11 protein-coding genes are annotated in these 12528 nt (G+C 73.2%); 10 read left to right on the top strand and 1 reads right to left on the bottom strand.

The genetic code is table 11. From position 1 onward, the window contains the following. The first annotated feature begins 159 nt into the window (after positions 1 to 159). The 9 genes from HCJ93_RS19745 (at position 160) to mug (ending at position 10407) form a co-directional block, all read left to right on the top strand. Complete coding sequence (locus HCJ93_RS19745; RefSeq protein WP_167997065.1) at positions 160 to 843, top strand: class I SAM-dependent methyltransferase; 684 nt, start codon at positions 160 to 162, stop codon at positions 841 to 843. Positions 844 to 981: 138 nt separating this feature from the next. Further along, entirely contained in the window at positions 982 to 1770 is a 789-nt protein-coding gene (locus HCJ93_RS19740; RefSeq protein ID WP_167997064.1) for an ABC transporter ATP-binding protein, read from the top strand. A 4-nt stretch (positions 1771 to 1774) separates the two neighbouring features. Then, a complete protein-coding gene (locus HCJ93_RS19735; RefSeq protein WP_167997063.1) occupies positions 1775 to 4342 on the top strand; it encodes an ABC transporter permease in 2568 nt (855 codons plus the stop codon). 61 nt (positions 4343 to 4403) lie between these two features. Continuing rightward, on the top strand, positions 4404 to 4829 hold the full coding sequence (locus HCJ93_RS19730; protein ID WP_167997062.1) for a GNAT family N-acetyltransferase: 426 nt from the start codon (positions 4404 to 4406) through the stop codon (positions 4827 to 4829). A 185-nt stretch (positions 4830 to 5014) separates the two neighbouring features. Beyond that, positions 5015 to 6382 (top strand): hemolysin family protein, encoded by a 1368-nt coding sequence (locus tag HCJ93_RS19725; protein ID WP_167997061.1) that lies wholly within the window; start codon positions 5015 to 5017, stop codon positions 6380 to 6382. Then, positions 6379 to 7401, top strand: coding sequence for a hemolysin family protein (locus tag HCJ93_RS19720; protein WP_167997060.1), 1023 nt, complete (start codon positions 6379 to 6381; stop codon positions 7399 to 7401). Before HCJ93_RS19725 ends, HCJ93_RS19720 begins: the two co-directional genes overlap by 4 nt. Positions 7402 to 7476: 75 nt before the next feature. Beyond that, the gene (locus HCJ93_RS19715; protein ID WP_167997059.1) at positions 7477 to 8289 is read left to right on the top strand and encodes an SGNH/GDSL hydrolase family protein; all 813 of its coding nucleotides are present in this window, start codon (positions 7477 to 7479) and stop codon (positions 8287 to 8289) included. Positions 8290 to 8419: 130 nt separating this feature from the next. Next, the gene (gene purB, locus HCJ93_RS19710; RefSeq protein WP_167997058.1) at positions 8420 to 9862 is read left to right on the top strand and encodes an adenylosuccinate lyase; all 1443 of its coding nucleotides are present in this window, start codon (positions 8420 to 8422) and stop codon (positions 9860 to 9862) included. Next, a complete protein-coding gene (mug, locus tag HCJ93_RS19705; RefSeq protein ID WP_167997100.1) occupies positions 9859 to 10407 on the top strand; it encodes a G/U mismatch-specific DNA glycosylase in 549 nt (182 codons plus the stop codon). Before purB ends, mug begins: the two co-directional genes overlap by 4 nt. Positions 10408 to 10547: 140 nt before the next feature. Here mug and HCJ93_RS19700 read toward each other — a convergent pair whose 3' ends face one another. Beyond that, complete coding sequence (locus HCJ93_RS19700) at positions 10548 to 10988, bottom strand: hypothetical protein (protein ID WP_167997057.1); 441 nt, start codon at positions 10986 to 10988, stop codon at positions 10548 to 10550. 265 nt (positions 10989 to 11253) lie between these two features. On the opposite strand from HCJ93_RS19700, the gene HCJ93_RS19695 reads away from it, so the two are divergent. Continuing rightward, positions 11254 to 12411 (top strand): ROK family transcriptional regulator, encoded by a 1158-nt coding sequence (locus HCJ93_RS19695; RefSeq protein WP_167997056.1) that lies wholly within the window; start codon positions 11254 to 11256, stop codon positions 12409 to 12411. Positions 12412 to 12528 lie beyond the last annotated feature (117 nt).

Here is a 12528-nt window from a genome sequence, read left to right as displayed (position 1 = left end):
CGGCGCCGGAGAGCCCTCCACCCCGGGTGTCCTGCCGGCGGAGAAGCCGCCGGCGGCGTGGCCGAGCCGGATGACACGCAACCGGATACGCACCGAGGACGCATCGAGCGCCCCCCGCGGGGGAGAATCGCGGTAGGGCCCGTTCCCGGGGAGGTACCGATGCCGTTGCGGTCAGCTGGATCCACCAAGGCCCCGCGGGATGCCGTGCACCATCCCCTGTTCGCCCGCTACTACGCCCGCGCCAGCACCGCCGCCGAAACCCGCATGCACATGGCCGACGTCCGCCGGCGCCTCCTGACCGGCCTCTCCGGCAGGGTCATCGAGATCGGCGCCGGAAACGGCCTGAACTTCGCCCACTACCCCGGCACCGTCTCCGAGGTCGTCGCCATCGAACCGGAGCGCCACCTGCGCCGGCTCGCCGTCGACGCCGCCCTGCGCGCCCAGGTGCCCGTGGACGTCGCCCCCGGCGCCGCCGAGGCGCTGCCGGTGAAGAGCGAGGCGTTCGACGCGGCCGTGGTGTCCCTGGTGCTGTGCAGCGTGCGGGACGTCCCGAGGGCCCTGGCGGAGATCCGGCGCGTGCTGCGCCCCGGGGGCGAGCTGCGCTTCTTCGAGCACGGTGCCGGCGGCGGCACGGTCATGCGGTTCACCCAGCGGGCGATGGACGCAACGGTGTGGCCGCCCCTGGCCGGGGGCTGTCATCTGTCCAGGGATCCGGTGGGGGCGCTGCGCGCGGCCGGGTTCGAACTGGGGCCCTACCGGCGGATGATGATGCCCGAGAAGGGGCCGGCGCTGCCTCAGTCGTTCTGTGTGACCGGGACGGCGTGGCGGCCGGTGCCGGACTGAGGGTAGATGGCCCTTACACCGGGTCCCCGGTCCCCTTCCTGGGGTGGAGGCGGTGCCGCACTCACGGGGGATGTCGGCTGCGGGGCGGGTCACTTACCCTCGGGCGCGACAGCTGACGTCCTTGCCTGGGAGGCGGCCTTGTCCACACCTGCTGCGGAGCATGGTCCGGCCGACGGGATCGCGGCCCGGGCCCGCGGTCTGACCAAGGCGTACGGCTCGGGCGAGACCACCGTGCTGGCCCTGGACTCGGTGGACGTGGACATCGCCCGCGGGCGGTTCACCGCGGTGATGGGTCCCTCGGGGTCGGGGAAGTCGACGCTGATGCACTGTCTGGCGGGGCTGGACACCGTCTCGGCCGGTCAGGTGTGGCTCGGGGACACCGAGATCACCGGGCTGAAGGACCGTGAGCTGACCCGGCTGCGCCGGGACCGGGTCGGGTTCATGTTCCAGTCGTTCAATCTGATTCCGACACTGAACGCGCTGGAGAACATCACGCTGCCCATGGACATCGCGGGCAAGAAGCCGGATCAGGAGTGGCTGGACCGGGTGATCGACACGCTGGGCCTGCGGGAGCGGCTCAAGCACCGCCCCGCGCAGCTGTCCGGCGGTCAGCAGCAGCGGGTTGCCTGCGCGCGGGCGCTGGCCTCGCGGCCGGAGCTGATCTTCGCGGACGAGCCGACCGGAAATCTGGACTCACGGGCCGGTCTGGAGGTGCTCGGCTTTCTGCGGGAGGCGGTGGACGGGCTGGGCCAGACGGTGGTGATGGTCACGCATGATCCGGGGGCGGCGGCGCACAGCGATCTCGTGCTGTTCCTGGCGGACGGGCGGATCGTGGACGAGATGCCGCGGCCCACGGCGGAGGCGGTCCTCGAGCGGATGAAGCGCTTCGACGTGATCCGGGCCCAGTCGGACCCCGAGAGGGACTGACGCGGTGCTGAAGGCGACGCTCAGGAGCTTCCTCGCCCACAAGGGGCGGCTGGTGCTGTCCGCGCTGGCCGTGCTGCTGTCGGTGGCGTTCGTCGCGGGCAGCCTGATCTTCTCGGACACCGTCTCGCGTACCTTCGACCGGCTGTTCGCCTCCACCTCCGCCGATGTGACGGTCCTGCCGAAGGAGGATCTGGAGACCTCGGTGCCCACAGGGGCGGTGCAGACCTTGCCGGCCTCGGTCGCGGAGCGGCTGACGGGGGTCGAGGGGGTGCAGGCGGCTCATCCGGATGTCGAGGCCGGGAACGTCACCGTCACGGACGAGGACGACGAGCCGGTGAAGCCGGTGGGGGGTGCGCCGACCCTCGCCGTCGACTGGTACCCCGACGAGCGCAGCGTGGTGGAGCTGACCTCGGGACGGGCGCCGCGCGGTGACGGCGAGGCGGTGCTGGACGCGGACACCGCCGAGGCGAGGGGCGTGCAGATCGGCGACACGCTGTCGGTGCAGGCGCAGCCGGGCACCTTCCGGGTGGAGGTGGTGGGCATCGCCACGTTCACCACCACCAATCCGGGTGCCGCGCTGGTGTTCCTGGAGCCGAGGGTGGCGGCGGAGCGGCTGCTGGGCTCCGCCGCCAAGGCGACGAGCGTGTCGGTGGAGGCGGCGCCGGGGGTGAGCGACGCCGAGCTGAAGCGGCGGGTGGCCGCCGCGGTGGGGGCCGGGGACTACGAGGTGAAGACCTCGGACGAGATGGCCAGGTCTGCGGCCGAGGAGCTCGGCTCGTTCCTCGATGTGATCAAGTACGTGATGCTGGGCTTCGCCGGCATCGCGGTGCTCGTGGGTGTTTTCCTGATCGTCAACACGTTCTCGATGCTCATTGCGCAGCGCACGCGGGAGCTGGGGCTGCTGCGGGCGATCGGGGCCGACCGGCGGCAGGTGCGGCGGTCGGTGCTCACCGAGGCGGTGCTGCTCGGTCTGGTGGGATCGACGCTGGGTCTGGCGGCGGGTGTCGGGCTGGCCTTCGGGCTGATCCGGCTGATGGGCGCCTTCGGCATGAATCTCAGGACCACGGAGATGGTGATCGGCTGGGCCACGCCGGTCACCGCGTATGTGGTGGGCGTCGGTGTCACGTTCGTGGCGGCGTATCTCCCGGCGCGGCGGGCGGCGGGTGTGTCGCCGATGGCGGCGCTCGCCGACGCCGAGATCGCCGGGGTGGGGCGCCCGCTGCGGGCCCGTGCGGTGGCGGGTTCCGTGGTGGGCGCGCTCGGTCTTGCCGCGCTGGCGGGCTGCGTGGCGGCGACCGAGACGTCGTCGGCGGCCTCGCTGCTGGGGCTGGGCGTCGTCCTCACCCTGATCGCCACGGTGATCGCGGGGCCGCTGCTGGTGCGTCCGGTGATCCGGGTGCTGGGCGCCGCCTTCCCTGCGGTGTTCGGCTCGGTGGGCCGGATGAGCCAGCGCAACGCCCTGCGCAATCCGCGCCGGACCGGGGCCACCGCGGCCGCGCTGATGGTGGGGCTGGCACTGGTCGGCGGGATGTCGGTGGCGAGTGCCTCGATGTCCCGCTCCGTCGACCAGCAGATCGACAAGACGCTCGGCGCGGACTTCGTGATCCAGAACGCCCACTTCATCCCGTTCCCGGCGGAGGTCACCGAGCGGGTGCGGGGGACGGAGGGTGTGGGGCTGGTGGTCCGGCAGCGGTTCGCTCCGGTGGCCGTACGGCTGCCGGACGGGAAGCGGATCGAGACCACGGCGGCGGGGTACGACGACCGGGTCGACGACGTCGCCCGCGTGACGTACGAGGAAGGGGACACGGCGGCCGCGCTGGCGGACGGCCACATCGCCATGGACGCCGGCTTCGCCGAGGAGCACCGGGTGCGGGTCGGCAGCACGGTCCCGGTGGAGTTCCCCGGCGGCAAATCGGCCGAGCTGACGGTCGCGGCGCTCACCGACATGGAGGGCGGCGAGGGCTTCGGGATGACCGGCGGGCTGTTCCTCGGCATCGCCGCGGTGGAGGAGCACGTGCCGCAGGGGCAGGACTCAGCGCTGTACGTCAACGCCGCCGAGGGCACCGGTCCGGACGAGCTGCGTCGGCGGCTGGAGGCGGCGCTGGAGGCGTATCCGCAGGTGCAGGTGCGCGACCAGGCCGACTACAAGGAGCTGGTGCACGATCAGATCGCCGTGCTGCTGTACCTGGTGTACGCCCTGCTGGGGCTGGCGATCATCATCGCGGTGCTCGGTGTGGTCAACACGCTGGCGCTGTCGGTGGTGGAGCGCACCCGGGAGATCGGGCTGCTGCGGGCGATCGGGCTGGCGCGGCGGCAGCTGCGGCGGATGATCCGCCTGGAGTCGGTGGTGATCGCGGTGTTCGGCGCGGTGCTGGGGCTGGCGCTGGGGCTGGTGTGGGGGCTGTGCGTGCAGCAGGTGCTGGCGCTGGAAGGCATGACCGCGCTGGCCATCCCGTGGGGCACGGTCGTGGCGGTCGTCGTCGGCTCGGCCGTGGTGGGCATCGCCGCGGCGCTGCTGCCGGCGCTGCGGGCGTCCCGGATGAACGTGCTGGCGGCGATCGCCCACGAGTGAGCCGGTGTCCGGATGGTGGAAATGTGCGGGCGGCCGCGGGGCTCCGTGCTGTGATCACTGCATGAGTGAGCTGCGGATACGGGCCGCGACGGCCGGGGATCTGGACGAGGTGCTGGCCTTCTGGAAGACGGCCGCCGAGGGCACCAGCATCAGCGACGACCGGGAGGGGGTCGGGCGTCTTGTCGCGCGGGATCCGCAGGCGCTGCTGCTGGCCGAGCGGGACGGAGAGCTGGTCGGCACGGTGATCGCGGGCTTCGACGGCTGGCGCTGTCATCTCTACCGGCTGGCGGTGCATCCGGACCGCCGGCGCCGGGGCATCGCCTCCGCGCTGCTCGCGGCGGCCGAGGAGCGGTTCGCACGGCTGGGGGGCCGCCGGGCGGACGCGATGGTGCTGCAGCGCAACGAGACGGCGCATCATGCGTGGGCCGCGGCGGGGTACCAGCCGGAGGAGCAGTGGCGTCGCTGGGTGAAGCCGCTCGGCGGATGAGCCACCACCGCGACCGACTCCTTTGCCGATCCTTTACTCTTGAGGGGTCACTCGGTTCACCGGTCGCAGACAAGGGGCCGGTCACTTCGGAAAGGTTGGTGCGCTCCGCCCATGGGCGAGCCTCCCAGTAGCAGACACCGCGCGGTCGTCCCCGTCCTGTCCGACCATGGGACGGAGGTGACCCGATGACCGAAGTGCTCCTCCTTCTGGTGGCGATCCTGCTCTCCCTCGCCTGTGGCGCCTTCGTGGCGGCCGAGTTCTCCCTCACCACGGTCGAGCGCGCCGAGCTGGAACGCGCGGTGGAGCGCGGCGAGCGGGGCGCCGCCGGCGCGCTCGAGGCGGTCAAGAACCTGACGTTCCAGCTGTCCGGCGCCCAGCTCGGCATCACGGTCACCAATCTGATCGTGGGCATGCTCGCCGAGCCCTCGATCGCCGCGCTCATCGCCGGCCCGATGCGGGACCTCGGGGCCTCCGAGGCGACGGCGCACTCGGTGGCGCTGGTCGTCGGCACGGGCCTGTCCACGGTGTTCCTGATGGTGGTCGGCGAGCTGGTGCCCAAGAACTGGGCGATCTCCTCGCCGCTGGCGATCGCCAAGCGGGTGGGCAATACGCAGCGCTGGTTCAGCGCCGCGTTCCGCCCCTTCATCACCCACCTCAACAACACCGCCAACCGCATCGTGCGCCGCATGGGCCTGGAGCCCGCCGAGGAGCTGGCGCCGGGCCGCAGCCCCCAGGAGCTGGCGGCGCTGGCCCGCCACTCGGCCCGGGAGGGTGCGCTGGAGGCGGACACCGCCGAGCTGTTCGTCCGCACGCTGAACCTGGCCGATCTCACCGCGGAGAACGTGATGACCCCGCGCGTACAGGTGATGGCGCTCGAGGAGCATGCGACCTGCGAGGACGTGGCCAACGCGACCAGGGCGACCGGCCTGTCCCGGTTCCCCGTCTACCGCGACACCCTCGACTCGGTGGTCGGCACCGCGCACATCAAGGACGTCCTCGCGGTGCCCGCGGAGCGCAGGGCGCACATACCGGTGTCCGAGGTGATGCGCGAGCCGCTGCTGGTGCCGGAGTCGCTGACCGTCGACCGGCTGCTCGACCGGTTGTCCGACCGGCGCACCATGGCCGTGGTGATCGACGAGTACGGCGGCACAGCGGGCGTGGCCACGCTCGAGGACATCGTGGAGGAGGTCGTCGGCGAGGTCCGCGACGAGCACGACCCGCACGAGACGCCCGAGCTGGCCCCGGCCGGCACGGACGAGGAGGGGCACGCCCTGTTCTCGGCCGACGGCTCCGCGCGCATGGACCAGCTCGCCCGGGTGGGTCTGCGCGTCCCCGAGGGCCCGTACGAGACGCTGGCCGGGCTGGTGGCGACACATCTGGGGCGCATCCCCGCCGTCGGTGACGCGCTGACGGTGGCCGGATGGCGGATGGAGGTCGTGGACGCGACGGGCCGGCGCGCCGCCCGCGTCCTGCTGCACGCGCCGCTCGACGACGAGCGGGAGGCCGCACGGGACGGCGAGACCGCCGAGGACGGCAAGGAGGCCCGGCGATGACCGCCGTACAGCTGCTGATCGGTCTGGCGACGCTCGTCGTCAACGCCTTCTTCGTGGGCGCGGAGTTCGCGCTGATCTCGGTCCGCCGCAGCCAGATCGAGCCCCGCGCCGATCAGGGCGACCGGCGCGCGAAGAGCGTGCTGTGGGGCCTCGAGCACGTGTCCGCGCTGATGGCGGCGGCGCAGCTCGGCATCACCCTGTGCACCCTGGTGCTGGGTGTGGTCGCCGAGCCGGCCATCGCGCATCTGCTGGAGCCGGTGTTCCACGCGATGGGCGTGCCCTCGGGCGCGGGCCACGCGGTGTCGTTCGTGATCGCGCTGACGCTGGCGACGTATCTGCACATGCTGCTCGGCGAGATGGTGCCGAAGAACGTCGCGCTCGCGGAGCCGGTGCGCAGCGCGCTGCTGCTCGGCCCGCCGCTGGTGGCGCTGTCGCGGGGCCTGCGACCGGTGATCTTCACCGTCAACGCCTTCGCCAACGCCCTGCTCAGGCTGCTGCGGGTCGAGGTGCGGGACGAGGTGGTGGCGTCGTTCTCGGACGCCGAGCTGGCGCAGATCGTGAAGGACTCCGGCGAGGCCGGGCTGATCGACGACCGGGCGCAGGAGCGGCTGCACGACGCGCTGGAGCTGGGCCGCCGGCCGGTGCGGGACGTGGTGCTGCCGCTGGAGCGGGTGGTCTACGCGAGCGTGGGCGTCACCCCGGAGGGCCTGGAGCGGCTGTCGGCCGAGTCCGGGTTCTCCCGCTTCCCCGTGGTCGACGACGGCCGCCGGATCGTGGGCTACCTGCATGTGAAGGACGCCCTGGACGCCTCGCCCCGGGACCTGCCGTTCCGGCTGCGGGACATGCGCCCGATCGCACGGGTGCGGGAGAGCACCCCGCTGGACGACGTGCTCACCGCGATGCGCGGCAGCCGCACCCATCTGGCGGCCGTGATCGGCGCCGACGGGCGGCTGGCGGGCCTGGTGACCATGGAGGACGTGCTGCAGGAGCTGTTCGGGCAGCGGGCCGAGCAGGGCTGAGACACCGGCGGCGGAGCGGGGCGGGAGGAGCCGACCGACCGGCGGGTATGTGCACGGGATAGCATCTGTGCCGTCATGGAGACGAGCGAGACGACGCAGCCGCGTCCCACCCACACCAGCCTGGTCGCCGTCGGCGACTCCTTCACCGAGGGCATGTCGGACCTGCTGCCGGACGGCACCTACCGGGGCTGGGCCGACCTGCTGGCGGCCCGGATGGCCGCGGTCACCCCCGGCTTCCGCTACGCCAACCTCGCGGTGCGCGGCAAGCTGATCCGGCAGATCGTCGACGAGCAGGTGGACGCCGCCGCGGCGATGCGGGCCGATGTGGTCACCCTGGTCGGCGGCCTGAACGACACGCTGCGCCCCAAGTGCGACATGGGACGGGTGCGGGCTCTGCTGACCGAGGCGGTGGAGCGGCTGGCACCGAGCTGCGGTCAGCTGGTGCTGATGCGCAGCCCGGGCCGTCAGGGCCCGGTGCTCGAGCGGTTCCGGCCGCGCATGGAGGCGCTGTTCGAGTGCGTCGAGGAGCTGGCGCACAAGCACGGCGCCCTGGTCGTCGACCTGTACGGGGCGCCGGCACTCGGCGATCCCCGGCTGTGGGACGCCGACCGGCTGCATCTCAACGCCGAGGGGCACCGCCGGGTCGCCGAGGCGGTCTGGCAGACCCTCGGCTACCCGCCCGAGGACCCCGGGTGGCGTCTGCCGCCGGAGGCGACGCTGCCGCCCCGCTGGGTGACCCGGCGGATCGAGGACGTGCGCTTCGCCCGCCGCCATCTGCTGCCGTGGATAGGCCGCCGCCTCACCGGCCGCTCCTCGGGCGACGGCCTGCCGCCCAAGCGCCCCGAACTGCTGCCCTTCGAGGCCGACCGGGTCCCGGGCGCCCGGTAGCCGGCGCCCCCGGCGCTCCCCTGCGGGGGCACCGTTTCCGGGGCGTCGCCTGAGGCGAGGGCGTCTTGTAGCTTCCGCCAAGCGGGCCCGTGGCGCGGACCTGCAGGAATCGCCAGTAGAATCGCTCCACGTGACTGCTGCGCCCGCAAAGCCCCGTATCCCCAATGTCCTCGCCGGACGCTACGCCTCCGCCGAGCTCGCCACGCTCTGGTCGCCCGAGCAGAAGGTGAAGCTGGAGCGGCAGCTCTGGCTCGCCGTGCTGCGCGCCCAGAAGGACCTCGGGATCGAGGTGCCGGACGCGGCGATCGTCGACTACGAGCGCGTCCTGGACCAGGTGGACCTGGCCTCCATCGCCGAGCGCGAGAAGGTCACCCGGCACGATGTGAAGGCGCGGATCGAGGAGTTCAACGACCTCGCCGGCCATGAGCACGTGCACAAGGGCATGACCTCGCGCGACCTCACCGAGAACGTGGAGCAGCTGCAGATCCGGCTCTCCCTGGAGCTGATGCGCGACCGTACGGTGGCCGTGCTGGCCCGGCTGGGCAAGCTGGCCGGGGAGTACGGCGAGCTGGTGATGGCGGGCCGCTCGCACAACGTGGCCGCGCAGGCCACCACCCTCGGCAAGCGCTTCGCCACCGCCGCCGACGAACTGCTGGTGGCCCACGGACGGGTCCAGGAGCTGCTGGACCGCTACCCGCTGCGCGGCATCAAGGGCCCGGTCGGCACCGCTCAGGACATGCTGGACCTGCTCGGCGGCGACGCGGAGAAGCTGGCCGAGCTGGAGCGGCGGATCGCCGGGCACCTGGGCTTCTCCGAGGCGTTCACCTCCGTCGGCCAGGTCTACCCGCGGTCCCTCGACTACGAGGTGGTCACCGCGCTGGTGCAGCTGGCCGCGGCCCCGTCGTCGCTGGCCAAGACGATCCGGCTGATGGCCGGACACGAGCTGGTCACCGAGGGCTTCAAGCCCGGCCAGGTCGGGTCCTCCGCGATGCCGCACAAGATGAACACCCGCTCCTGCGAGCGCGTCAACGGCCTGATGGTCGTTCTGCGCGGCTACGCCTCGATGACCGGCGAGCTGGCGGGCGACCAGTGGAACGAGGGCGACGTCTCCTGCTCGGTGGTGCGCCGGGTGGCGCTGCCGGACGCGTTCTTCGCGCTCGACGGTCTGCTGGAGACCTTCCTGACCGTGCTCGACGAGTTCGGCGCCTTCCCTGCCGTGGTGGCGCGGGAGCTGGACCGCTACCTGCCGTTCCTGGCCACCACCAAGGTGCTGATGGGCGCGGTGCGCGCGGGGGTCGGGCGTGAGGTCGCGCACGAGGCGATCAAGGAGAACGCCGTGGCCACCGCCCTGGCGATGCGCGAGCAGGGCGCCGAGCGCAACGACCTGCTGGACAAGCTCGCCGCCGACGAGCGGCTGCCCCTCGGCCGCGACGAGCTGGAGGCGCTGATGGCGGACAAGCTCTCCTTCACCGGTGCCGCGGGCGACCAGGTCGCCACCGTCGTCGCCCGGATCGAGGAGATCGTCAAGCAGCACCCGGAGGCGGCCGGCTACACCCCCGGGGCGATCCTCTGACCCGCTTCACCCGCGAGGAGCTTCAGGCCGCCCGCGACCGGCTGGTACCGGACGTGGTCGCGGACGGCCTGCGGGTGCTGTTCTGCGGCATCAACCCCGGTCTGATGACGGCCGCGACGGGCCATCACTTCGCCCGCCCCGGCAACCGCTTCTGGCCCGCGCTGCACCGCTCGGGTTTCACCCCGCGTCAGCTGAAGCCGTCGGAGCAGCGGGAACTGCTGTCGTACGGGCTCGGGATCACCAATGTGGTGGCGCGTGCCACGGCCCGGGCCGACGAGCTGAGCCCCGAGGAGTACCGGGAGGGCGGGCACATACTCGCCGCGAAGGTGGCCCGGCTGCGCCCGCGCTGGCTCGCCGTGGTGGGGATCACCGCGTACCGCGCGGCCTTCGGCGACCCCGCGGCACGGGTGGGCCCGCAGGAGCGGGCCATCGGGGACACCCGGGTGTGGGTGCTGCCCAACCCCAGCGGGCTGAACGCGCACTGGACGCCGCAGACGCTGGCGGAGGAGTTCGCGCGGCTGCGCGAGGCAGCGGAGGAGGGCTGAGCGGGTGCGCGAGAGCCTGGGCGGGTGCGCCGGTGACTGGTGGGGCCGGGCGTGCCGATCGGCGTGAGCTGCGCCGATCGCTGATCCGACCGGACCGGGAACGGGCTTCGCGCACGGGATCCGATGACCGGGCTCGCGGATCAGGGCGGGGCGGTCTCCGCGATCACCGCCAGCAGCTGCACCGCGTCGTCCGGGTCCCGGTCGGACACCGCGACGGCCACCCAGCGGCCGGTGCCCTCGACCTCCCACAGCCAGGCCACCCCGGCTCCGGCCGCGAGCCGGGCCCAGGGCTCCGGTATCTCCTCCTCGGCGCCGCGCAGCAGCACCGTCTGCAGGTTCCACAGGTCCGCCGCGCCCCAGCGGGCCGACAGCACCTCGTGCAGGGCGTCGCGTTCCTTCTCGTACTGGTCCACCGTCACCGCGCGGTCGCCCGGGTCGCCGTCGCGCAGGACGGGGTCCGCCCGCAGTACGGCCACATGGTGGCCGGGCCCCGAGAAGCCGGCGCCCGACGGGCCGTGCTCCGCCGGGAAGGGGCGGAAGCACAGCTCGTCGATGAGGGCGATGTGCTGTGCGACGTCCATGGGGTCCAGTAAACCCGTCGCCACTGACACTTGGCGGAGCGTCAGCCGACTTCCGGTCAGGGCACGGCCGGCTTCCGGCCGCTCCGGACCCGCTCCGGACCCGCTCCGGCCGCGAGCGGTGCGGCGAGGCTGGTGAGCGGCCCGCCGGCGGGGAGGGGACGGCGACGGGCGGTGCCTTGCCGCCAGGCGGCTGCCCGGAGGTGTCCGGGGTTCCGCCCGCCGAGTACGATCCGGCCATCACGCGCACGAGCTGGGAGGACGGACGGTGGGGCGGCTGACCGGCGGGGATCCCTCGCTGCTTCGGAGGATCAACTCCGCGGTGGTGCTGCATGCGTTGCGGGCGACGGACTGCGCGACGCTGACCGAGGTCACCCGCGTGACCGGACTGTCCCGGCCGACGGTGGAAGGCGTCGTCGAGGGGCTCATCGAGGCCGGTCTGGTGGTGGAGGCGGCGGCCGACGAGACGTCCGCCCGGCGCCAGGGGCGCCCTGCCCGGAGGTTCCGGTTCCGCGCGGAGGCCGGGCATCTGCTCGGCCTGGAGATCGGGGCGCACCGGGTGGCCGCGCTCCTCTCCGATCTGGACGGCCGGGTGATCGGCGCCGAGGTGAAGGACGTCGACGAGACGGTCGAGGCGGACGAGCGGCTGGAGCGGGCGCGTACCGCCGTCACCGATCTGCTGCGCAGGGCCGGTGTGCCGCGCGACTCGCTCCGTGCCGTGGGCGTGGGCACGCCCGGCATCGTGGAGGCGGACGGCACGGTGCGGCTGGGCACGGCGCTGCCCGGCTGGACGGGGCTGAGTCTGGGCGCACGGCTGAGCCGGTCGTTCAAGTGCCCGGTGCTGGTGGAGAACGACGCCAACGCGGCGGCGGTGGCCGAGCACTGGAAGGGCTCCGCCCAGGAGACCGACGACGTGGTGTTCGTGCTGGCCGGGCTCAGCCCGGGGGCCGGTTCGCTGATCGGCGGCCGGCTGCACCGCGGGTACGGCGGGGCGGCCGGTGAGATCGGGGCGCTGCATCTGCTGGGCCGGGAGGCCACGCCGGAGACGCTGCTGTCCACCACCGACAAGCCGCTGCATCCGCTCGACGAGCAGGCGGTCGCGGCGGTGTTCGCGCAGGCGCGGGAGGGCGACCGGCGGGCGATGGCGGCGGTCGACCGCTTCATCCAGCGGCTGGTGCACGACGTGGCCGCGCTGGTGCTCGCCCTCGACCCGGAGCTGGTCGTGATCGGCGGCTGGGCGGCGGGCCTGGACGGGGTGCTGGAACCGTTGCGCCGTGAGCTTGCCCGCTACTGCCTGCGCCCGCCGAAGGTCGCCCTGTCCATGCTGGGTGAGGCGGCGGTGGCGACGGGGGCGCTGCGGCTGGCCCTCGATCATGTGGAGGAGCAGCTCTTCGCGGTGGAGGGCACGGTGACGGCCCGCAGGTAGGCGGGTCCCCACGGCCCGGTCGGCCATGGCCACCGCAGGGCGGCGAGCTCCCCGGCCGCCGGAGGGACGACGGCCCTTTGGCGGCCCGGGAAGTCCGTGCGTGCCCAGGAGGCCTGC

The sequence above is a fragment of the Streptomyces composti genome (genome assembly GCF_012034205.1).
Lineage (GTDB): Bacteria > Actinomycetota > Actinomycetes > Streptomycetales > Streptomycetaceae > Streptomyces > Streptomyces composti.
Note: the sequence above shows the minus strand (reverse complement) of the source record. Positions and strands in the feature narration are given on the sequence as shown.